The organism is Streptomyces sp. NPDC053673, from assembly GCF_055585225.1.
The window spans coordinates 237,921-259,877 of record NZ_JBVJKN010000008.1; the positions used below are offsets into that span (position 1 = coordinate 237,921).

Annotated in this window: 21 protein-coding genes; 6 read left to right on the plus strand and 15 right to left on the minus strand. The window is 67.7% G+C overall.

Annotated elements, in window-relative coordinates; translation table 11 throughout:
• Nucleotides 1-5: 5 nt before the first annotated feature.
• The 10 genes from repSA to ACZ6ZQ_RS15085 all read right to left on the minus strand — a co-directional run bounded on the left by repSA (nt 6) and on the right by ACZ6ZQ_RS15085 (nt 6,012).
• Nucleotides 6-1,379: a replication initiator protein RepSA gene (gene repSA / locus ACZ6ZQ_RS15040; RefSeq protein ID WP_469768957.1), complete on the minus strand. Its 1,374-nt coding sequence runs from the start codon at nt 1,377-1,379 to the stop codon at nt 6-8.
• Nucleotides 1,376-1,603 (minus strand): hypothetical protein, encoded by a 228-nt coding sequence (locus ACZ6ZQ_RS15045; protein ID WP_469768958.1) that lies wholly within the window; start codon nt 1,601-1,603, stop codon nt 1,376-1,378. The genes repSA and ACZ6ZQ_RS15045 overlap by 4 nt, the downstream gene beginning before the upstream one ends.
• Nucleotides 1,600-1,788 carry a hypothetical protein gene (locus ACZ6ZQ_RS15050; protein ID WP_469768959.1) on the minus strand — a complete coding sequence of 63 codons (189 nt, stop codon included), beginning with the start codon at nt 1,786-1,788 and terminating at the stop codon, nt 1,600-1,602. The genes ACZ6ZQ_RS15045 and ACZ6ZQ_RS15050 overlap by 4 nt, the downstream gene beginning before the upstream one ends.
• Before the next feature lie 91 nt (nt 1,789-1,879).
• Nucleotides 1,880-2,212, minus strand: a complete 333-nt coding sequence (locus tag ACZ6ZQ_RS15055) for a SpdD-like protein (protein WP_469768960.1) — start codon at nt 2,210-2,212, stop codon at nt 1,880-1,882.
• A gap of 23 nt (nt 2,213-2,235) precedes the next feature.
• A complete protein-coding gene (locus ACZ6ZQ_RS15060) occupies nt 2,236-2,394 on the minus strand; it encodes a hypothetical protein (protein WP_469768961.1) in 159 nt (52 codons plus the stop codon).
• Nucleotides 2,395-2,409: 15 nt separating this feature from the next.
• Nucleotides 2,410-2,604 (minus strand): mobile element transfer protein, encoded by a 195-nt coding sequence (locus ACZ6ZQ_RS15065; RefSeq protein ID WP_469768962.1) that lies wholly within the window; start codon nt 2,602-2,604, stop codon nt 2,410-2,412.
• A 19-nt stretch (nt 2,605-2,623) separates the two neighbouring features.
• Nucleotides 2,624-3,295 (minus strand): DUF2637 domain-containing protein, encoded by a 672-nt coding sequence (locus tag ACZ6ZQ_RS15070; protein WP_469768963.1) that lies wholly within the window; start codon nt 3,293-3,295, stop codon nt 2,624-2,626.
• A gap of 84 nt (nt 3,296-3,379) precedes the next feature.
• Nucleotides 3,380-4,735 carry an FtsK/SpoIIIE domain-containing protein gene (locus ACZ6ZQ_RS15075; protein WP_469768964.1) on the minus strand — a complete coding sequence of 452 codons (1,356 nt, stop codon included), beginning with the start codon at nt 4,733-4,735 and terminating at the stop codon, nt 3,380-3,382.
• Nucleotides 4,736-4,737: 2 nt separating this feature from the next.
• Nucleotides 4,738-5,094, minus strand: coding sequence for an SCO3933 family regulatory protein (locus ACZ6ZQ_RS15080; protein ID WP_469768965.1), 357 nt, complete (start codon nt 5,092-5,094; stop codon nt 4,738-4,740).
• A 138-nt stretch (nt 5,095-5,232) separates the two neighbouring features.
• Complete coding sequence (locus tag ACZ6ZQ_RS15085) at nt 5,233-6,012, minus strand: GntR family transcriptional regulator (protein WP_469768966.1); 780 nt, start codon at nt 6,010-6,012, stop codon at nt 5,233-5,235.
• Between the two features lie 18 nt (nt 6,013-6,030).
• Between ACZ6ZQ_RS15085 and ACZ6ZQ_RS15090 the strand changes: the two genes are divergently transcribed.
• Nucleotides 6,031-6,537 (plus strand): NUDIX hydrolase, encoded by a 507-nt coding sequence (locus tag ACZ6ZQ_RS15090; protein WP_469768967.1) that lies wholly within the window; start codon nt 6,031-6,033, stop codon nt 6,535-6,537.
• Nucleotides 6,538-6,635: 98 nt separating this feature from the next.
• Here the strand turns inward: ACZ6ZQ_RS15090 and ACZ6ZQ_RS15095 are convergent, their stop codons facing one another.
• From ACZ6ZQ_RS15095 to ACZ6ZQ_RS15105, 3 genes are all read right to left on the minus strand, one after another.
• A complete protein-coding gene (locus ACZ6ZQ_RS15095; protein ID WP_469768968.1) occupies nt 6,636-6,857 on the minus strand; it encodes a hypothetical protein in 222 nt (73 codons plus the stop codon).
• 739 nt (nt 6,858-7,596) lie between these two features.
• Nucleotides 7,597-8,298 (minus strand): hypothetical protein, encoded by a 702-nt coding sequence (locus ACZ6ZQ_RS15100; protein WP_469768969.1) that lies wholly within the window; start codon nt 8,296-8,298, stop codon nt 7,597-7,599.
• Nucleotides 8,299-8,302: 4 nt separating this feature from the next.
• Complete coding sequence (locus ACZ6ZQ_RS15105) at nt 8,303-8,767, minus strand: hypothetical protein (protein ID WP_469768970.1); 465 nt, start codon at nt 8,765-8,767, stop codon at nt 8,303-8,305.
• A 593-nt stretch (nt 8,768-9,360) separates the two neighbouring features.
• Here ACZ6ZQ_RS15105 and ACZ6ZQ_RS15110 point away from each other — a divergent pair.
• Nucleotides 9,361-10,428, plus strand: coding sequence for an HNH endonuclease (locus ACZ6ZQ_RS15110; RefSeq protein ID WP_469768971.1), 1,068 nt, complete (start codon nt 9,361-9,363; stop codon nt 10,426-10,428).
• A gap of 90 nt (nt 10,429-10,518) precedes the next feature.
• On the opposite strand, the gene ACZ6ZQ_RS15115 is transcribed toward ACZ6ZQ_RS15110, so the two are convergent.
• The gene (locus tag ACZ6ZQ_RS15115) at nt 10,519-10,827 is read right to left on the minus strand and encodes a hypothetical protein (protein WP_469768972.1); all 309 of its coding nucleotides are present in this window, start codon (nt 10,825-10,827) and stop codon (nt 10,519-10,521) included.
• A gap of 163 nt (nt 10,828-10,990) precedes the next feature.
• Complete coding sequence (locus ACZ6ZQ_RS15120; protein WP_469768973.1) at nt 10,991-12,199, minus strand: DUF262 domain-containing protein; 1,209 nt, start codon at nt 12,197-12,199, stop codon at nt 10,991-10,993.
• A 1,282-nt stretch (nt 12,200-13,481) separates the two neighbouring features.
• Between ACZ6ZQ_RS15120 and ACZ6ZQ_RS15125 the strand changes: the two genes are divergently transcribed.
• Genes ACZ6ZQ_RS15125 through ACZ6ZQ_RS15140 form a run of 4 tightly spaced genes read left to right on the plus strand, consistent with a single transcriptional unit; the run spans nt 13,482 to nt 21,929 of the window.
• Nucleotides 13,482-15,104, plus strand: a complete 1,623-nt coding sequence (locus ACZ6ZQ_RS15125) for a TIGR02677 family protein (protein WP_469768974.1) — start codon at nt 13,482-13,484, stop codon at nt 15,102-15,104.
• Nucleotides 15,101-16,426: a TIGR02678 family protein gene (locus tag ACZ6ZQ_RS15130; protein ID WP_469768975.1), complete on the plus strand. Its 1,326-nt coding sequence runs from the start codon at nt 15,101-15,103 to the stop codon at nt 16,424-16,426. The genes ACZ6ZQ_RS15125 and ACZ6ZQ_RS15130 overlap by 4 nt, the downstream gene beginning before the upstream one ends.
• Nucleotides 16,423-20,661, plus strand: coding sequence for a TIGR02680 family protein (locus tag ACZ6ZQ_RS15135; RefSeq protein WP_469768976.1), 4,239 nt, complete (start codon nt 16,423-16,425; stop codon nt 20,659-20,661). The genes ACZ6ZQ_RS15130 and ACZ6ZQ_RS15135 overlap by 4 nt, the downstream gene beginning before the upstream one ends.
• Nucleotides 20,658-21,929, plus strand: coding sequence for a TIGR02679 family protein (locus ACZ6ZQ_RS15140; protein WP_469768977.1), 1,272 nt, complete (start codon nt 20,658-20,660; stop codon nt 21,927-21,929). The genes ACZ6ZQ_RS15135 and ACZ6ZQ_RS15140 overlap by 4 nt, the downstream gene beginning before the upstream one ends.
• Nucleotides 21,930-21,957 lie beyond the last annotated feature (28 nt).

Genomic DNA, 21,957 nt, shown 5'->3' on the forward strand with positions numbered 1-21,957 from the left:
TCACGTCAGGCTCCTTCCAGGGCAAGTTGGTCATGCAGGGCTTCGCGGGCGGTCTCGCGGTTGAGCTGGATGTCGCGGGCGATGGTGGCGGCAAGGGCGGATTCGCCGGGGGTATGGCCATGCCCGGCGTACTGCCAGGAGGCGAGCACGAGCACGGTGTCCGGGTCTCCGAGGACCTCTTGCTCCTGGGCGGCGCGGTAGTCGGCACGGATCTGGCGGAGGGCACCGAGAGTGGTGGAGTAGCGGCGGGATTTGGTGGAGAAGTGGCCGCGGAAGCCGAGCATGTGAGCCCAGGCGCCCAGCTTCCGGTCGGGGTAGAGCGGGGCGAGGTCGAGGCAGGCCTCAATGAGCCGGCGGGGGTGGTCGGGCACGTCCAGGAGGTGGAGCACCTCCCGATTCCCGATCCGGCGGTCGAGGCTGCCGGTCGACTCGGCGGCTTTGGTGGCGTACTTGGCGACGTAGGAGGCAACCGCCTGCTCGGTGATCTCGGAGCCGTCGCCGAAGGCCTTGACCGGTCGGATGTCGAGCTGTCGGCCCCAGCGGAAGGGCCGGCAGGGCTGGCCCCCGGCAGCCGGGACGGTGATCGAGGTGTAGGAGTGGGCGACGGCGGCCCGGATGGAGTCGGTCAGCAGCTGCACCGAGGCCCAGGACGGCGGCGGAGAGTCGGGTCCGTCGGGTCCGTCGAGGCGGATCACAGCGTGGAAGTGGATCGCTCCGCGTTTCTGGAACTCGGCGACCTTGCCGTACGAGAGGCGTAGTTGGTCGGCCAGTGCGCGTTGGGTGAGTCCGGCGCGGGCGGCGAGTTCTCGGCGGAGCCGGGTGGTGAAGCGCTGCCACAGCTGTCCGGCGTGGTTGTTGAACAGCACGGTCCCGGCGTAGTCGTAGGTGTCCGGGTCGAGCGCGGTGCCGAGGGCGGGATCGTCCTCGGCGTGCCGGGTACCGCAGCGGCAGATGCCGCGGTCGGGGCGGTTGTGGACCGGGCCGAACGACGGGGCGGTGAGGGTGGCGAACACCCGGGGGTGATCCCGGACGGTGGCGGGGATGTCCTTGGACTCGTCACCGGCGAGTCCGGCCCGGATCAAGTGGTAGGTGTCCCCGGCGTAGGTGTAGGCGCAGGCCGGGCAGCGGGAGGCGCGGCGGTTGCCGCAGGCGACTCTGAGCCGTCCACCCGGCTCGGTGTCGGTCGAGTAGCGGCGCAGCGTCTCCCCGGTGGTCTTGTCCTTGGCGAGGGTCCAGCCGGACAGGTGGATGGGGTCGGAGCAGCCGCCGGTGCGGCGGATCTGGTCCTGCCAGCGGTCGAAGCCGGTGGACCCGGCCACCTTGAGGATGTCCCCCACGGTGGTCGGGTCCAGGCCCGCCAGGGTGGCGGTGTCGGTCACGCGACCTCCTTGGCGTGGGCGGTCAGGGTGTCGAGTTCACGGGCGGCCTGGTCAGCGGCGGCCGAGATAGCGCGCAGGACATCGGCGGTGCCGACGGGGGCGATAAGCACGACGTCGACGGGGCCACCGCCGATGCACACGTTCACGAAGTCGTTGTCCCCGAAGACGACGACGCGCGTCCGAGTGTCGGTGTCCAGGTGCGCGGTGACGGTGATGTCCTTCATGCCCGGCCCCCGACCAGGTGGGCGGTGCGGACGGGGCGGGTGCCGGTGCCATGGCAGGCCGGGCAGTGCGCGGTGATCGTGCGCAGGTGTCCGTGGCGGTCACGGCCGCCGAGGGTGATGGCGGCGGCCGCGAAGCCGTCGCAGGCCGAGCAGATGCGGGCCGCGGGCCGGATTCGGTCGGTCATGATGGGTGTTCCTTCCGGATCGGTTGGTTCGGGCAGGGGCACGGCTCCGGGGCGGCGGTGACTTGGCGGTTGACGACCGCCCCGGGGCCGGTCAGTACTGCTTGCGCTGGTCGTTGAGGAGCGAGCGGAGGACGACGGCGCAGACCGCGAGCGAGGCGGCGGTGATGGCGACCGCGAGGATCATGGAGACCAGGACGGCGCCGACGACCAGGACGATCCCGGCGCCACCGGCGACGGCAACGACGAGACCGGTCGGGGTCAGCCGCACGGCCGGAACCTGGACCCGCGGCGTGGCCGGGGTGGGGTGGCAGTCGCAGGCCGGCGGGGCGGTGTGGTGCGGCTGGATGTCGCCCGGGGTGTGCTGGACGAGCGGGGTCACGATGCCGGTCGGCAGCGGCATGGTCGGGATCTTCGGGCGGAACATGGTCTTCTCCTTTCTGGGGTGGACTACTTGGTGATGGCGGTGTCGATGACGGGGGCGAGCAGACTGTCGGCGAGGAGGTAGCCGCCGAGGAGGAGCACGGCGACGAGCCACCAGGGCGGGCGGATGAGCTTGATGCCGAGGGCGCCGACGACGATCAGGGCGAGCCAGAGCGGAACATCCATGACGGGACCTCTCGTTCAGTCGGCGAGGCGGCAGCGGTGGGTGCGGGCGGCGAGCTGTGCGGCGGACTGGCTGGTGTAGTCGGCGGACCAGCCGCAGCCGTCGTTGGAGCACACGGCGGCGTGCTTGGTGCGGCCGTGGCGGTCGCGGTGGGTGCCGATCTGTACGGGGCCGATCCGCATCACGGAGTGGAAGAAGTCACGGGCGGGCATGGTCGGGTCTCCCTTCTGGTCAGGTGAGTTGGGCGGCGATCGCGTCAGCCAGGTGAGGCGGGACGCCGAGGCGGGCGCGCAGGGTGTCGGTGTCGATCCGGGCTCCGGTGCGGGCCTGGTGGTCGTCGGCGACCTTGCGGGCGTGGTCCACCAGCGCGGCCGGGACCACAGGCGCCGGTGCCGGTTCGGCAGCGGGCAGGGCCGGGACCTCCTCGGCGGCGACCGGGACGGCTTCCGGCTCCGTGGCCGGGGCCGGGGCCGGGTTGGGGTCGATGCGTTCGGCGGGTTCGGGGGCCGGGGGTGCCGGCGGAGCAGGCTCAGGCTCTGCGGCTGTGGGTGAGTGGGCGAGGAGGGTGCCGCCGAGGAAGGCGAGTGCGGGCCATCCGGCGATGCCGAACCGCAGCCACGCGGGCGGATGGGCCAGGTCGAGGAACCCGGCGGTGGCGACGTTCGCGCCGAGTGAGGCGACCAGGGCAATCAGGAACCAGCACCAGGCCAGCCGGGACGGACCGTCGCTACGCAGCCGTCGCCAGGCAGCGACCAGCAGCAGGTCCACTGAGACGGGGTAGGCCCACGCCTTCCAGCCGTCCTGTCCGGCAGCCGCGGCAAGGTCGTGCAGGTGGGCGAAGGACAGGGCACCGGCGATCACGGCCTGAACAAGGACCGCATCGATGCGGAGCGAGCGGGTCATCTCTTCACCTCCTTCGGGGGTTGAGGCATGACGGGGGTAGGGACCTGGCGCGAGACGGTCGCGCCGACCGGAATGTGGGGTGGATCAGGCAGAGGCGGAAGCCTCGACGGGTCCCGGGATCTTGACCAGAGAGACCGTGGGCGGCAGCGGCCGGAACGGGGCCAGCTCGGGCAGGTCCGGGGTGCGGTGTGCGCGGGCGTTGCAGACGTTCACGGCCTGGCGGAGCGAGGTGAACGGGGTGCGTATGCGGACCCAGCCGCCGGTCGAGTCACCGGCGACGGCGGTGCCGGGCCGGTCGGTGGGTATCTGGGTGGCGGCGAGGACAGCGTCCGGGGAGATGTCGCCGAAGGCCATCTTGGCGGACGTTTCGTCGTTGACCCGGTGCGAGGTACGGCCGGTGAGCTGGGCGCGGAGCATGGTGATGCCGTCGCCGAGTTCTGCGCCGAAGCGCTGCCCGCAGATCTCCACGTAGATGCCGGCGGCCCGGCCGAGCTGGACGAGCCGCACCAGGGCGGTGATGATCCGCTCACGGCGCTTCTTCTCCGCCGCATTGGCAAACAGGGCCAGCTCGGCTACCTCGTCGACCAGGACCACGATCGGCACGGGGCGAAGATGCTCAGGCAGGCCCCAGATATCGGCGGTGATCTCCGCGTCCGGGACATCGGAGCGGATGCGCTGTTCGCGCCGGACGATCCGATACGTCGCAGCCATCCGCTCCACGAGGACGTCGAGCAGCTCGGCGGCGTCATCGGGATTGTCGGCCAGGGCGGAGAAGCGTCGGGCGAGCGGGGAGAGCTCAACTCCTTCCTTGCAGTCGATGCCGACCAGGGCAACGTCGAGAGACGCGAGCTCCTTGACCAACTGCCGCTGATAGACGGACTTCCCGGACTCAGTCGCGCCAAGAATGAGGGCGTGCGGGACCTGCCGGTAGTCGCGGTAGTGGACCTCTCCGTCTTCCCGCAGGGCGACCGGGACCCGAAGGCCCTCCCGCTCGAGCTTCGTGGGCATCTGCACCCGCTTGAGCACGTCGTAACCGGTCATCCGCAGCTCGACCACACCCGACCGGATTTCGCGGGAGGTGACGCCGTACATCGCGAGCGAGTGCCGCAGCCGGTCGGTCGAGGCGGCGAAGTCGAAGGCGTCCTGACCGGGCCGGAGTTTCAGCCGCAGCGCCAGCCCGGTGCGAGTCGGACGGATGCGCAGGATGCGGGGCGGCCGCGGATCGGGGATCGGCTGGTGGGCGAGGCGGGCCCAGGCAAGTCGCAGCCGGGACGGCGGGACGGTGAGCCCGCAGGCCTCCATGACGGAGGCGTAGCGGACCAGGACCCGTAAGAGGGCGAGGGCGACACCGAAGGCGAGCCAGTACCAGGCGGGGCGCTGCCACTTGAGCAGGAGCGCCAGCCCAACGACGGCCACCAGGCCGATCACTGTCCCGGTCACGGTCAGGCGGCCTTCGGCTTCGCGGCATCCGCGGCCAGCGAGGTGACGGCCACCGCGCGGAAGCTGATGCCGTGCCGCTTCTGACCGCCGAACTCGTTCTCCCACGGCCGAGCCACCACACCGGTCAGGGCGACCGGAGTACCGGTGGCCAGCTCGCCGGTGAACCCGGTCTCCGGAACGGTCAGGCTCAGGATCTCGGCGTTGCCGTTCATGACGAACATGACGTCGATCGTCATCAGCGGCACACCGGTGTCGCGGTCGGTGGCGACCTCACCGGTCTGCCGGTTGGCGATCTTCGGCTGCGGTGCCTGGGCCACCATCACGACAGCACCAGCGGTGTCGACGGGAATCTGACGCACAGAGATCACTCCTCTAGAAGTGTTGAACTCCGTCACTCATGTATATGAGTGACATGAAGAAGAGTGCCCGACTCCTATACATGAGTCAACCCGCCGAGACTGAGAAGTCACAGCGGGCTGAAGGGAGTTGAGTGCGCGTCAGTCTGTCGCCGGGATGCGGTAGCTGAAAACGAACTGGTCAGCGGCCATGAGGGTGTCGCAGACCTCGACCACGCGGCCGGCTTCGGTGACGGCATCGCGGATGAGGTGAATGACGGGCGCCCCGGGGCTCAACGCCAGCTCGGACGCCTCAGCCTTGGCAGCGGGGCGTGCCTGCAACGTCTCGACGAACTCGGCGAAGGTGTGGCCGTCATCCTCGATGCGGGCGTAGATGCCGCCAGGGCCCGGGTTCTCGGCGAACAACTCGGGGATGTCCTTCACCACGTCCCACGGAAGGTAGGAGGTAGCCGTCTCAACCGGGATGCCATTGCGGAAGTACAACCGACGCCTGGCGAGCACCTGGGTGCCGGCCTCCACCCCAAGCCGCTCGGCGATGTCCTCAGGAGCCTCCATCGGCCCGATGTAGAGGACGCTCACCTTCGCCGTGGCCCCGGACTGCGCCGACTCCGCGAGGTACGCCGCCTTGCCGCCCCGCCGGTGCGATGCCCGGAAACGGTCGGAGGAGCGCAGCCGCACGGGCGGCCGGTCCTTCACGATCGAGCCCTTCCCGTGCCGGGTGTCCACCAGGCCGCTGGCTCGGACCTCCACCATTGCCTTGCGAATCGTTCCCCCGGAGACGCCGTAGCGCTCGACCAGCTCGGACTCACTCGGCACCATGTCACCAGGCTTGAGGACACCAGCCCGGATCTGCTGAACGATCTCGTCGGCGATCTGTACGTACCGAGGTACGGCCCTGCCACCTCCTACCGCGGTTCCCATAGTCCTTCTCACTCTCCTATGCTCCTGTACATGAGTACGGGTTCCCAGCAGCACAAGTCAACGCCACTGCACTCCGTGTCCGTGGCGGGAGCGGTCGTGCGCGAGGATGGCCGGCTGCTGGCGATCCGGCGGGCGGACAACGGGACATGGGAGCTGCCGGGCGGAGTCCTCGAACTCACCGAGGCCCCGGAGGAAGGCGTAGTCCGCGAGGTTTGGGAAGAGACCGGAATCCGCGTCGAAGTCGACGAGCTGACCGGCGTGTATAAGAACACGACGCGAGGCATCGTCGCCCTGGTGTTCCGCTGCAAGCCGTCAGGCGGCACCGAGCGAACCTCTGCCGAATCGACGGCAGTTGACTGGCTCACGCCGGATGAGGTCGCCGAGCGGATGACCGAGGTCTACGCGGTGCGGCTGCTCGATGCCATCGACGGGGCGGGTCCCCACGTGCGGAGCCACGATGGCAAGCACCTGACCCCTGCGGAGTCTCAGTTGATGGTCGACGGGCTGGCGTCTGGTGATGCTTGACGTTTGCCCTCCAAGGCGAGCAATACCTCCCCCCCGAAACCACGGCAGCCTAAACCGCCACCGAACTCCTCTGAGGTCGATGACGCCGGCGGACATGGTCAGCTCTGGCGGTTGATCCGGGTGACGGTTACCGACTGGGCTTCATAGACCATGACGAGGTCGCCCTCCTGATCGAGGACGAGGGCGTATCCGTAGTGATTCGAGCCGTCGTAGACCCAGCCGTAGACGCGGTGGGTTCTACCCTCCTCGTCGGTGATCTCGATGAGCTCATCGGCAGGTGCGGGAATCATGCCCGCCATGTGGTGCCTCTTCCCGAACATGTAGCACTCCTTCCCGATGTTGGTTGCTGATGGAACCAATCAGCTGACGGGGCCCTGCAGAGCCAAACCGCGGCAAGCGGTGTCAAGCATCAGGTGAAGCCACTACGTCAAGCATCACCCGGGACTGGACAGCAAGCACGTGACCCCGGCGCGGTAGAAGTTTCCCTACTTCATCAAGGCTCGCTGCGCTCGCTGCCCGACCTGGGGCGCGCCACCGGGACCAGCCACCCGAGACCGGCTCTGTCCCATGCTCGCCATGAGCCCGAGTGGCCCCAGAAGGCTGCAACGACATCAGCGCACCAGGCCCGGGTGAAGAGGCGGAGGCACGGGAGAACACCACAGTTGACGCATCGAAGCGTCTGTATTCCCGGCCTCCTGAACTGCGGTAGCAGTCTGATCAGAGATCAGAGGTGCCGCGCACAGCGCGGCGGCGCCGGCCGGACGCCGCCGCGCTTGCCCCTCAATGTCTACGCCACCGGGGCCGCACGTCGTCGCCCGCCCGCGCCCACAAAGGGGCGAAATAAGACCAGGCCGGGGTGGGGGCGGTCGGCTCCACGGCTTTACCCACCTCCCCAATTCGGGTCCCGCGTCGAGCAAGACCAGGGGGCCACTCGGACACATTGCGGGCAGCGGACAAGCCTGCCCGAGTAGCTGGCAAGCGTACGGCCCCCTGATCATGCACGACCCCAAACCGGGCAGGACACCGACCAAAGCCGTTCCGCCGCCCTTATCGATGACGTCACTTACCAAGCAGAAACTGCTGCATCATCATGGCAAGATGGGCGTCCATTCGCACAAATGCTTCCTCTGCCTCCAAGGCATACTCCAAGGCATAGGAGAGTGCTTCAGACGAGTGGGTTTTCTCCGTAAATTTGATTTGCTTCGACGGCAAATCCGAGTGTACGAAATTATTCGCGCGTTCACTGTCACTGACCACGCCAAGAACCACATATCCCGAACCTGACCTAAGGCGCTCGAAACCGGCCTTCTTTCTAAAGATCAGAATATACCCCAACGCGCCTCCGTTGTCCCCTTTTGAAGCCGCTCGCCCTTTGCTGCGAATGTGGATTCGTCGCCACAGATACGGAGTGTCGATTATGTCACCCCCGCTCTCAGGGTCGCTTGGGGAAGCTGCATTCGCAATAGCAGATTCCGCAGCCTTCAGGACTTCTATTCGATCCTCGGTGTCCATCTGATCCGAGATGGCCCCCAGATTTTTTATAGCCCGCTCTGTCCACCATATTTGCCTCGACAACCTCCCCCCTTCCCTTTCTTTGAGGTTCCTTCGCGCCTTGATCCAGGCAGGGGCTGTGGATGCAGTCAAAGTTGCCGCCATTACGACCAAGACAATGACCGAATCCACCGCAGGCAGCGACCGAAAGATACCAGCCACCGCTAGGACGAAGACGGCGGCCACACAAACCGCTGCGCTGATGTCCACGACCCTACGCATGCCCTACTCCTCCCACTCCGGAAGCCAGAACAAAGGACAAGACGGCTAGGCCAACAGCGTCGGGCAGTACTATTCCCCTCCACTTTCTGAGCTCAGGTATCTGGCCTGCTTTCTCGTCGTAGCCCCATGCCATCACGCATCGCGGCACAGTCATCAAACTCACCAGGATAACGATGAGAAGCCACACAAAGTTTCCGGAGAGGCGTTCGTTAATGCCCGTGTAGGTGATCGGCGCGCCCCGACTCTCCGAAGCAAGGGCGGCATTGGCCACGAAAACGATGAGCGAGACCGCCGATACAGAAGACCATTCGAGCCACCACGTGAAATCTTCGCGGCGTAGTGCAGCACGAAGCTTCCCGGGGTTCGAGGTCCTGCGTGATGCGACCTTGAGCCACATCTGACAGATCACAAGCGCAGCTGGCGGCGCCGCAGTTGCTGCTATGATCCCGAGATCCATGGCTCGTGCCTCGCAGACATGTACAAGCGTGTTGGCTACTCGCGCACATCGCTCATAGATGGCCGGGACTGGCCATCACGGATTCTCTGAGGCCCCTGACCAAGGTATATCGCTGCCTAGTAGATTCGGCGAGTCGATCACGTGCCATTACATCGGTGCCGTAGGTGGCTGAGGTGAACCGCCAGCTAGGGCTACGGATCAGCAAGCTGTGCCCTTCCCCGTGCCCGTTGCGTTCACTCCAATGGTTGAAGTACAGCAGCGAAGTACAGCAACCAGTGCGACTGCATCTGACCGACATCGGCCCCGGGCACCCCGGCTGAGCAGTAGAGCGGACCTCAGTGACTGCCCCGCCGGTAGTTCGCATCGAGGGGCAGGGTGAGTGTCTAACTGCGTGACAACGCCGACGCACAGCAGCGGACAACCGCGCACACCGACGGACTATCGCCGCAGTTGAAAGGCACAGCGGCCCAAGGTCGGGCGCCCGGCCATGTTGCTTCGGGACGAAGCGATCGTGCGCAACCATGATCACGGGGTGTCGGTTCCGCACGGTCGGTACTGTCGGTACTGTCGGTACCCGGCCGTACGCTTCCACCATGCATAGAGGAGCGATCACACGGGAGTCCGTGCTCAAGGCCCTGGCGGAGCACGATGAGTTGGGGCGTGAAGCCTTCCTGGCAAAGTACGGCTTCGGGCAAGCACGGTCGTATGCCCTAGTGCATGAGGAGAAGGAGTACGACTCCAAGGCGATTGCCGGGGTGGCCCACCAGTGGGACCAGGGGCGGGCCCTGGCGCCGGAAGAGTTCAGCGGAGGCAAGGACCACGCCGCGGCGTGGCTCAAGCGAGTTGGCTTCCAAGTCAAAGCGATCAAGAACCCGGACTGGGCCCGAGACGAGATCATCCTCGCTTGCCACCTGGTGATGGAGAACGATTGGAGAGGGCTGGACGCACAGGACAGCCGTGTGGTGGAGCTATCTGGCCTGCTCCAGTTGCTACCAATCCACGCTGACGCGGAGCGCAACGAGAAGTTCCGCAACCCCAACGGTGTCGCTCGCAAGACGTTCGATATCGCTACTCGGCACCCGGAGTATCAGGGCAAGCCCACCAACGGCGGCGCCCTCGACGTCGCGGTACTGCACGAATTTCTTGCCCGCCCGGAAGAGATGACTGAGGCCACACGACTCATACGCCAAGGCCTCGCCACGGGCGAGTTGCAGTCCCTCGCACCGACAGAAGACGAGGAGTTCGAGGACGACTACAGCGCGCCTGAAGGCCGACTCTTGATGCGCCGGCATAGGGCGCGCGAGCGGCACAAAGGCCTGCGCAAGAAGAAGATCGCTTCCGTTCTTCAGCGGGGCAGGAGCCTCGCTTGTGAGGCGTGCGGTTTCGACTTCGAGGAGGTCTACGGGGACCGCGGCGCCGGTTACATCGAGTGCCATCATGTCATTCCGCTGCACAAAGCAGGGGAGGGCCGGACCAAGCTCACCGATCTCGCGCTGATTTGCGCCAACTGTCACCGCATGATCCATAGGCGCGCCCCGTGGCCGACTCCCTCTGAACTGCGGGCGTCTATAGAGCAGCATAGGACCGCGAGCACGCTCACCTATGGGGCAGTTGGGCGCCAACGCAGGGCGGCAGAAGAGAAGATCGAGCGCCTGGCCTAACCTCGCGCTCACATCCATAGCTGACACGCCGAGGACGGGACGGCACGAGCCCGCGACCACGCCCATACAGAGATGGCCCAGCAGGGCGGGCTAGAGCATTCGTGCGACGACCCAAGCGTGCAATGAGTCGACAAGGTCTTTGTAGTTAGCAACGTTCATTTTTCCCCCGCTGTAACTACGTCCATGTGCAACCTTGTTCCGCACGGCCAGTAGCAACCCGAGATTATTTCGACGCTCATCCTCATCCAAGAAGGCTTCGAGATCTGCCTTCCAGGCCTCGCCGAACCGGCCAATCAAAGCCACCATCGCATCCGGCGTCAGGTTAGGTGACTTCTTGAACCACGACATAGCAAAGCTGCCGGCGGGGCCGCCTGACGAACTTGCTATGTACCCGGTCACAGCTTCGAACATAAGTTACTCTAGGTAGCCAGCTAAACGGATGCACATATACTTGTGAAGGTCTTCCTGGATTTCGATCTCCACCAGGCTCAGGCTACGGTTGTACCTGTCATAGGTGGCGTCCAGTTCCGACTTTATCGATTGAACCTGTTTCCGTGCCGCTTCACGACTCGTCGGCAACAGAGTCCCCCTCGAATGCAGCCACTGAATACCTGATGCGCGCCCTCACCTGGTCTGCGTGGGAAGTGCTCTCGGAAACTGCCTGACGGTACTTGCTACTGTTTACCAGCAAGTCAAGCGCATTCCCTACCGTCGCTGCATCGAGGCTGACCCCCTCCCCAATTGCCGCCATCAGCCCTACGAGCACTGCATCCGTGTGTGCCGCATTCACTTGCCGTCCGCCGAGCTTCAGCGCTCCCGGATTTGCGTCCCTTAGCAGTCGACACGCTTCCGCGAATTCACTGCTGATTTCACCTGCGTCAGCAGGAAGCGTGTCTGAATAGGCAGAGAGGTACTCATTCAGGAACTTGGCCATAGGCGGCCTGAATGTCTTGCTGTCACGAACAGTTTCAAGAAGCGAGAGCGCGCGAAGGATAAGTTCATGGTCCTTCAAGTCGCGCGTGTGCGGCCCAAACAGGACTCGCCAGTCAGCATTGGAATTCAGCTCACGTACGAAGTTAACCGCTTCGCCGGCAAACAATGCCACGCGGATTTGCTGGGGTCGGAGATTCGTTCCGCCGCTATTGATGCGCTCAAAGAGGGCATACACGGCCTTCTTTCCAGCTTCACCCTGCGGCACTACGATAGTTGCCTGTATGAAGGTGTTGTCGAAGAGAAGGCGCAGCTCAGAGGGAAGATCGGCGTAGGTGAGATTCTTGTAATCATCGCCCACATAACGCAACGAGAATTTACGAATACCGCCTTTGACCGGGTATTTTCCGTGCCGGAAGCTGTGAAGCGTTGTCATCCGCTGCTGGCCGTCAAGCACCAGGTATCGCCGGCTGGGGAGTTCGACAAGGAAGATCCCGGGTACGGGGTAGCCGAGTAGGACAGACTCGACAAACCTGTCCATCTGCTTTTTCTTCCAGACGAGCCCGCGCTGAAAACCCTCGTAGCCTTCAGTCTCGGCCTCTGCTAGTGGCTCAAAGGTGGGGACTATAAAGGTTCCGTTCTCCAGTCGACGTACTAGCCCGTCAACGTCGAAGTCGGCGCCGAAGTAGCGGAGTGCTTCTTCAGCTCGAGCCGGATCCGCGTCCACGCCATCAGCGTCTGGATCATCGACGTCCGACACCTCAGCAACGGTGCTCTCCTCGGGATCCTCTTCGTCAACCGCCGGGCCGGAGCCAAGGTCTTCGGACACGCCATCAGTCATGATCAGACTCTATCGACTGAAGACGTACAGAGTGACCCGTTTGAGAAGGAAGACTGGATGACCGTGCCACGACCTCGGCGTCGGGCCCTCAGCGCACGTCGGAGGGCTGCCGCGCAGCCTCGTCCGTGTGGACAACCAGTGGACGGAGCACCGCCAGTTGCCAGTCCACACGGCTGTGACCTGCACCTACAGGTGGGACCGTATCGGCCTCCGGAGCCGTGTGCGCAGGTTCGAATCCTGCCGGGGGCACTTCGCCTCAACCAGCACGATGATGCGGTTGACCAGCGCAAATGCCAAGCATGAAGAGCGGGAACCAGTCTCACTGGGTCCCGCTCTTTGTCGTTGGTTCGCGCTGATCGCGCGTGAGGGGCGCGTGGGGACACGACCGCGGCTTGCGTGGATATGCCTCGCGGTGAGGCTGCGTCCCTGGGTTGCGGCACCATGACGGGCATGGATCTTGAGGGGACAGGCTCGTTGGGGAAGAGCCGCCCGTCCTTGGGGGCCCGAATTCCTTCCGATGCGCCCGGAATTGCGGGGCTGGGGCGGCTATACCGACCTTGAGCGATCGAGTGCGCCACTCCCCCAGACTCAGGTCGGCCTCTGATCGGACTGGGCTCCGATCAGAGGCGGGTATCCGGACATGTCCAACGCCTCGCCCGGCAGGCCATGCCGCCGAATACACCGACACGGGCGCCATAAGCCGCGACAGCGTCCAGGCGGTACCGGGCGTGCCAGCGGATTGCTGCGCGCCGGACACCGCCCGTGACAACGTACACATGCAGCGGACAACGCTGCTCTCGTCACGCGCATGGGCCGGCCGTTCATTGAGATCTGCTGCGGCGTGCTGCCGGGTGCCTGCGACCCATGAGCCACCGATCGGTCATCCGCAACTGATCTCTCTACCGACCGGCGCGCGCTCTCCCTGCCTCCGCTCTGGCTCATGCCGTGCGATGAGGCCGCCTCGCTTCACCAGTCGGCCGGATGGCCGTGTCGACAGTCTCCGAGGTCGTCCAGTCCACAGCCACGGCGCTCGACCGCCGGCAAGGACCTGGAAACGCTGGCGGTCATAAGTTCCGTGCGCAGCTCCGGAGTTCAGGGCCCGGTCCGAATCGCATCGGCCGATTCGTCGGTCGAATCCGCCAGGAACTGGCGCAGCCGCCACCTCAGGCAAGCCATCCGGCAATGGCATGAGCGAGCGCATCACCCCGTGGTCTGGCACACGTCCGTGGCATTTCCGGCCACACACCGGCGGCGACCGGATGCGCCGCGTAACCTCTCGGGCATGAGGGCATCCGCATCCGGCGCAGGTCAGGACGCCGGCGAGGAGGCGCGCCGGCGGCTGAACGCGTACACGTACCTCAGCGCGCCTGAGCGGCTGGAGCACGTCGCGATCATGCGGGTCTTCTGCAGCACACTGCTGGCGGATCTTGCCGTCCCGGACATCATGGCGAAGCTGCGCCAGGCCGGTGGCTCTGCCACAGGGCTGGACGCCGACACCCTCACGGTGCGGCTGGAACAGCTGGTGCAGTGGGGAAACCTGCTGCGCAGCAGCCACACGGTGAAGGCGTCCAGCATCAGCGAGTACCAGCGTTCCCGCTCGCGCTACCAGCTGTCGAAACTGGGCGAACGCATCCAGCGGGACGCCGACGGTGTCCTGGCCGAAGCCGACGCCGCCCGCGAGGTGAGCAACGAACTGCTGGCGCTGGTCGAGCGCGGGCTGCGGGAGCTGGCCGACCTCGTGACCGCGCCGGGCGGCATCGAGCCGCAGGACGGGCTGGAGCGGATCAGCACGCTGTTCGTGCAGTTCACCGAGTTCGCGGACTCCATACGCGACTTCTACGCCTACCTCGGCCAGGTGCTGTCCCGCTACGACCTGGACAGCGCCGAATACCAGGGCTTCAAGGAACTGCTCCTGGACTACGTCGATGCGATCACGGAGGACGTGGCGTTCCGCGCGCCCCGTATCTCGGGGGCACTGGACACCCTGTGGCCACACATCCCGGCCCTGCTGGACCGACTGGACACCCATGCCCAGGGCCTTGCCGGGCTGTCTCCGCAGGGCGAGAGCCGCATGGAGACCCGGGTCCAGCGCAGCCGGGGCCGCGAGCTCGCGGACTGGGAGGGCCTGCGCGGCTGGTTCAGAGACACCGACGGTCAAGGCAGCCAGGTCGACCAGCTGCGGGACGCCACTCTGCGCGCGTTGCAGTCACTGCTCGCCAACGCCAAGCGAATGCTGCGGTCGGCAACCGGGGAGATGTCCCGGCGCAAGGATCTGCTGCGGCTGGCCCGCTGGTTCGACGAAGCGGCGCCGCAGGACGCACACGACATCGCCGTCGCCGCCTTCGGACTGTATGGCGCCCGCCATCTGGGCATACCTCCGGCCACCGACGAGGTGGTGCCCGCCTACACGAGCTGGTGGATCGGTCCGGTGGTCGAGGTGCCCGTGGCCCTGCGCGAACGGGGCAGCCGCGCCCAGCGGGGCCGGGCATCCGCGGTGGAGGACCACTCCGCGCAGAAGCAGCGGCTGCGGGAGGCCGCCCGTCAGCGGGCGGCGGCCAGGGCAGCGGCGGCGGACGAACTGCGCAGCGCGTCCGGCCGGTTCGCCGAGGTACGCCTCACGTCGGCAGCGCTCGGGCTGCTCCTGGAGCTGCTGGCCACGGCACTCGGGAATACGCAGCTCAGGAGGCGCGCCGGTACGGACGGGGAGGGGACGCCGGGCTTCGAACTGGACTCGGCGAGCAGCGAGGACGCCGAACTGGGTATCCGGCTCACCGTGCGACGGACGGCGGGCACGCGGACGGTGCTGCACTCGGCCGACGGCGACCTGCTGCTGGACGACCTGGAGCTGGACATCGGTCGTATCTCCGCCGCGGTCGACGGCGAAGCGGAGGCGAGCGTCTCATGACTCTTCCCTCGACTCACGACGTGGCCCTGGCCGCCGAGCGCCGCACCGCCGCCCGGCTGCTGCTCGCCCACCCCCTGGTCGCGTCGGACGGCCCCCATGCCGACCTCTTCCCGCTGATCCGCAGGCACGCCGACTGGCTGGGCAAACGGTTCCAGCAGGTGCTCGGCTACCGCCTGCTGGTCGACAGCTCCTACGCCCGGCTGTTCAAGGCGGGGCTGGGGGCAGGCTCGGGACACCGGCTGGAGCGCTCCACCGGCACCCCCTTCACCCCACACACATACGCCTGCCTCGCGCTGGCCCTGTCCGTGCTGGTGACCGCGCCCGAGCAGATGCTGCTGTCGCAGCTGGTCGCCGACATCAGGGCCGCCGCGGCCGACGCGGGGATCGAGCTGGAGGAGACGGGCCGGGTGGCCGGGAAGCGGACCCTGGTCGCGGCTCTGCGGCAGTTGGTCGATTGGGGGGTACTCATCGAGACCGAAGGTCAGGTGGCCGCGATCGCGCAGGAAGCGGGCGGGGAAGCCCTGATCACGGTGGATCGGGAGCTGGCACGCGTGGTCGTCGCCGGCCCGCTCGCACAGGCCCGGGACGGTGCCGACCTGGTCCGGCGGGCAGCGGACCCGGGGTTCGGCGGACCACGTACCTATGTGCGTCGGATGCTCGTCGAGACGCCCGTCGTCCACCTCGACGAGCTGACCGACGCCGAGCGCGACTGGCTGCGCACCCGGCAGCGCCGGGAAGCCCAGGCTTTCTCCGAACTCCTTGGCTTGGAGATGGAGATCCGCGCCGAGGGCGTGGCGCTGGTGGACCCCGAGGAGGAGCTCACGGATCTGCACCTGCCGGGCACCGGGACCGTCGCACAGGCCGCGCTGCTGCTGGCGGAACGGCTCGTGGAGCGGCTTCGGCCGCAGGAGCCGGGGCATCCGGCGACCGGCGGGACGCTCGTCATCGGGGTGGCTGTCCCGGACGGCTTGGTGGATGAGGTGCTGGCCGGGCTGATCGCCGAGTACGGGCAGCGCAGCAACTGGCAGCGCGGCTACCTGGAAGACCTCCTCTCCCTGCGAGAGGACGTACTGGACCTGCTGGTCCGCATGCGGCTCATGGCCCGCGCCGGGCGGCTGCGCGCCGAGGGAGAAGGACTGCCGGAGGGATACGTCGAAGAGGCGCCGGAAGGACGCACGGTGACCGATGTCCATGGCGCACGGCCCGGCGGCAGCGGCTGGGTGCTGCTGGCCGCAGCGGCCCGCTACGCCACCCACGTCACCGTGCGCCCGGCCACCGCGACCGGCAGAGGCACGGACGTCCAAGAGGAGTTGCCGCTATGACCACCGATGCGCGTGGCCTCGTTCCCTTGCCGCGTTCCGGCCTCGCGACGACCACCGGCGCCCGCTTCCGGCTGCACCGGGCGGGCATCCAGAACGTCTGGCAGTACGACGCGCAGGAGTTCTCCTTCGGCGACGGACGGCTGCTGCTGCGCGGCAAGAACGGCGCCGGCAAGTCCAAGGCCCTGGAAATGCTGCTCCCGTATCTTCTGGACGGCGACTCCCGGGCACTGGACGCCACAGGCACCGGCCGCACCACGCTCACCTGGCTGATGCTGGACGGGTTCGAGCAGACCAACCGTCTCGGGTACCTGTGGGTCGAGTTCCGGGGAACGGCCGACGACGGCGGTCACCGCCACCTGACGCTCGGCGCCGCCATCCGTGCCTCGAAGTCGACGCAGAAGGCGCTGCCGACGTTCTTCGTCACCCCGCTGCGGATCGGTGAGGACCTGCACCTGGTCGAGGCCGGTAAGCCGCTGCCGGTCGACCGGCTCAAGGAGATCGTCGGCTCCGACAACGCGACCGACCGTGCGGCCCTGCACCGCTCCCGGGTTGCCCGGGAACTGTTCGGCATCACCGACGCGACGCGCTACCGCAACCTCACCCAGCTCCTCCACCGGCTGCGGCGCCCGACGGTCGGGGACCGCATCGAACACGGGGGCCTGGCCTCCCTGCTCAGCGAGACCCTGCCGGGGCTCGACGAGGACGTGGTCGAGAAGGTGGCGCGCAACCTCCACGACCTCGACGCCGTACGGGACGAACTCGGCCGCCTGGAACGCACCGACGCAGCCTTGCGCACTTTCCTCACCAGTTACCGCGGCTACCTGGCCGGAGTCCTGCGCACCTCCGCGCAGAGAGTGAGCCACGAGCTGGGCGTCCTCGCGCAGCGGCGCCGGGCTGCCGGAGACGCCGCACAGCGGACGAACGACCTGAGGACGCAGGAGGAGGAGTCGGAGGGCCGGGTGGAGACCCTGCGCGAAGAGGAACAAGCCGCCCGGACCGACCTGGCCGCTCTACATGCCAGTCACGCCTACCGCAGCCTGCGCGAACTGTCGGAACGCCGCGGCACGGTGGAGGCGCTGCACTCCGCCGCCGTGGCCGCGTTCACCACCTTGCGGAACGCACACGACGCGGAGGAGAGCTCGGCGGAGCGGCTGGCCGAAGGTGTCGAACACCTCGGAAGCCGACTGGCCGAGCTGGGAACCGAACACCGGGAGCTGCTGACGCAGGCGGAGAAGGCCGGGCTTCCCACCGGCCACCTCGGCGAGGCGGTGGCCCTGCCTCGCACGGTTCTCGCCCAGGTCACCGAGACTGAGCTGACGACTCCGGACGGGGAGACGCGCACCGTACGGCACCGGTCGGTGGCCCACGTGGACACGGTCACGACGCAGGAACTGCTGCGGTCCTGGCAGAACCAGTTGGAGGACGCCGAGGCGGTCGCGAGAAACCGGGCCCGGATGGTTCAGGAGGTGACCCGCCTCATCTCACGGGCGAGCGAGGCCCGGGCCGGGGCAACTCAGGCCGATGCCGAACGGGAGCGGCTGGAGGGCGAGGCGGAAGAGGCTGCCGGTCATCTCGACGTCAGCCGCCAGAAGGTCGCCGAGGAGAGCGGCGCCTACGCCCGCCGTGTCGCCGAGTGGGCGGAGCACACGCGGACTGCGCTGGGTCCCGACTGCCCGCCACTGGACGCCGTTCACGTCGCCGTCGGCCACGAGACCTCGGCCGACGCGCCGTTCGCGGACCGCACGCTGCCGCCCGACGTCGACAGCCAGGCGTGGCGGACCGCTCAGGCCGCATTGGAGCCGTACGGCGAGGAACTCACCGGACGCCGGGACACCCTGGCACTCGGCGTCAGCCGGCTCGGCGAGGAACTCGACCGCCTGGCGGAGCAGAAGCGGGACTGGGAGCAACGTACCGACCCTGAGCCACCCGCCCCGCGCCATCGCGTCGCCGCGAGAAGGCCGGACACTGGAGCACCTTTCTACCGGCTCGTGGACTTCGCGGACGACCTGGCTCCGGCCGACCGGGCGGGTCTGGAAGGAGCCTTGGAGGCGAGCGGGATCCTGGACGCGTGGGTGGGCGCGGACGGCGTCCTTCTCGATCCGCGCACCCGGGACACACTTCTCCAGTCGGGTCCCGCGCTGTCCGACGGGCCGACTCTGGCGTCGGCCCTGCGCCCGGCTCCTGAACCGGGTTGCGGCGTCACATCCGAGCAGGTGGGGCGTCTACTGGCCAGCATCGCACTCGCGTCGCCACAGGAGACCTCCTCTCACAATGCGGTGTTCTACGACGGCAGTTGGCGCCTGGGCGTGCTCAGCGGCCGTCACGGCAAGGGCGAGACCGAGTACGTGGGGGCCGCCGTACGCGCCGAGACCCGGCGGCGCATCCTCGCCGAGCTGGAGGAGCGGATCGCGCAGACGCAGCAGCGGCTGGCCGACGTCCGCGAGGAGCTCGCCGTGGCCGATGCCATGCGTCGGGCTCTCACCCTCGCGGAACGGGACTTCCCCAGGGCACGGAGTCTCGCCGACGCCTGGAGCAGGACCGAATCAGCCGAGAGGACACTGCGTGACCTGACCGCCAAGGCGACCCGGGCGGCACGGTTGGCCGAGGAGGCCCGCGCTCTCGCGGTATCGGCGCGTGCCGAGGCGGATGCCACCGCGACCGCCCACGACCTGCCCGGCGATCCCGACGCCCTGGACCGCGCACGCACCGCGCTGGCTGCCCTGCTCAGTGGTATCGGGCATCTGCGCAGGGCCGTCGGCGGCACGGGCGAGCGGCTCGGCGCGAACCAGGCCGATGCCGACCGGTACGGACGTGCCCGGGAGGATCGCCTGGCCGCGGACGAGGGCTACCGGCTCCACTTCGCCGGACTGCGCACCGCTGAGCAGGACCTGCGCACCCGCGAGGAGGCCATCGGGTCGTCCGAGGAGGAGATCCTCACCCGCGAGCAGGAGGCCAAACAGCGCATCGCGAACGCCGTCCACGCCCTCCCCGCGGCTGGGCGAGCCCGCGACGAACTCCACGACCTGCGCGTGCGCGCGGAAGAGGACGAGAAGCGCCTGCGCGGGAACCTGGCGGACCAGGAGACGGCGGTCATCGACACCGGCAGCGCTCTTCGCGGTGCTCTCGGCCGACCCGAGGTGGTGCGCGGCGCCGGGCTGGACCGGTCCTCGCTGCCCGAGTACGTGTCGGACGATCCCGGCGCGGACGTCCGCAGCCGTCTGCGAGCACTGCGGGCACTCGCCGACGCCGTGGAACAAGCCCTCGGCCGCCCGAAGGGCGAGGTGTCGGACAGCACCCTGCTCAACCGGCACACCGAACTGCGCGACCAACTAGCCGGCGGGTTCGACGCGCAGCTGGAAGAACGCGACGGGATCAAGGTGTGCCGCCTGGTCGACGACCACGGATCCCATGACGTCGCGGCCGTGGGCGAGCGGATCGCGGTCCAGGCCGCGGAGGCCCGGGGACGGCTCACCGAGCGCGAGCGCGAGGTGTTCCAGCGGTTCCTGACCGGTGAACTCGGCGACCACCTCTCGGCACAGGTCATCACCGCGGCGAACCTGGTCGCTGCTCTCAACGACACCCTGCGGACCGTGCGCACATCCCACGGTCTCGGCGTCGAGCTGCTGTGGAAGCTGGACGAGGACGTGGACGCGGACGTGCGCGCGGCCGTCGAGCTGCTGCGCAGTCCGTCGAGCCTCAGGACGCGCGAGCAGACCGAGCAGCTGCGCGAGGTGCTGCAACGCCGGATCGAGGACGCCCGTCGTGCCGACCCGTCAGCCGGTTACACCGCCCATCTGCGGACCGCGCTGGACTACCGCGACTGGTTCCGTTTCCACACCTTCGTGGTCGAGGACGCGGCCCCGGGCCGCCGTCGGAAACTGACCGGCCGGACCGGTCTCAGCCAGGGCGAGCAGCGGGTGCTCTCCTACCTCGTGCTCTTCGCCGCAGCTGCCGCCCACTTCACCAGCCTCGCCGAGTCGGCACCGCACGCGCCGCGGCTGATCCTCCTGGACGACGCCTTCGCCAAGGTCGATGAACCCACCCATGGCCGGCTGGGCCGTATCCTCGTCGACCTCGATCTCGACTTCGTCCTCACCAGCGAGCGGCTCATGGGTAACTGGCCCGAGGTTCCGTCCCTCCACATCTACGAGTGTCTCCGTGATCCCCACGTGCGCGGGGTAGCGACCCTGCACTACACCTGGAACGGTCGGCACCGGCGTCTGGTGTCCGTATGAGCGGGCTGCCCTCCGCAACGCGCGACTGGCTGACAGGACCTGGACTCACCCGGCTCTGGGAAGGGGTACGTAAACGCCTGGAGAGCAACGGCGTACAGGCCACGGGGTCGCTCCGGCTGACCGCGATGAACGCCCAGGAACGCAACGACCTGTCTCTCCTGATGGGCAAACCCCTCACGGGTACCAACGTGACCGTACGGCTCGACATGCTCGACGCACGGCTACGCGCCTCGGCCGCCGGAATTGGCCTCAGGGACACCTTGGAGGAACTCGGCCCGCCACTCACCGACCGCCGTGCCGCCCGCGCGGACGTGGCGGCACGGCGGGAGCAGGTATGGTCGTCCCTCGCTTCGTCACTGGACGCCTCCCCGCTCGCCGACCAGGAATGGCCCAGGCAGTGGTACGACCTGTTGCGCCGTGCCGGCGTTCCGAGAGGAGTGACACCCGAAGCGGCGATATGGACACTCCAGCAGGCGGTCCAAGTCCTCACCGCTCTCCTCGGTCCCGAGCGGGGCGGCGCACTCGGTCGAGGAGAACTCGCCGCCATGGCGACCGGCTCCGCACACGGCCTGGACGACGGCACCTGGCTCGCACGCCTCGTCCAACGCGGCGTCGCCCTCGCCCATGGCGCCGAGTTCCCCGACGACGCGGCCGGTCGACGCGCTCTGTGGCGGCTGGTGTCCGTCACGCCGGACGAGGTCTCCAGCACGGTGCTGACCTACGGACTGCGACCTGACGGCGAGGGCTGGCGGGAGCGTGCCCTACGGGAGCGGGCCGAGCATCACGCCGAAGCCCACCTCACACCGCGCGACCTGCACTCCCTGCGGCTGCGACTCCCCGCCGGAACACTCGTCCACATCTGTGAGAACCCACGCGTGGTGGAAGCCGCGGCAGACGCGGCCTGCATCCAGCCCCTCGTGTGTACATCCGGCAGCGCCGCCACGGTGGTCTTCACGCTTCTCGACGCCCTCGCCGCCACAGGCTGCCGCTTCGCGTACCACGGCGACTTCGACTGGCCGGGGATCGTTTTGGCCAACCGGGTCATCCGCCGCTACGAAGCCTTGCCGTGGCGCATGGGCACCGCGGACTACGAGCACCTGGCCGCTCGCAGTCAGGCTGAGGGCATCCCTCAACTGGCGCTCGACGGCCAGCCGGTCGGCGCTGACTGGGACCCGGATCTCGCTCCTGCCATGACCGCCCTCGGCGTCGCGCTCCATGAGGAGGCCACTCTCGACCTTCTGGTGGACGACCTGTCACGCCAGACGTAGGGACGTCGGCGCCATGCCGGGTTCTGGG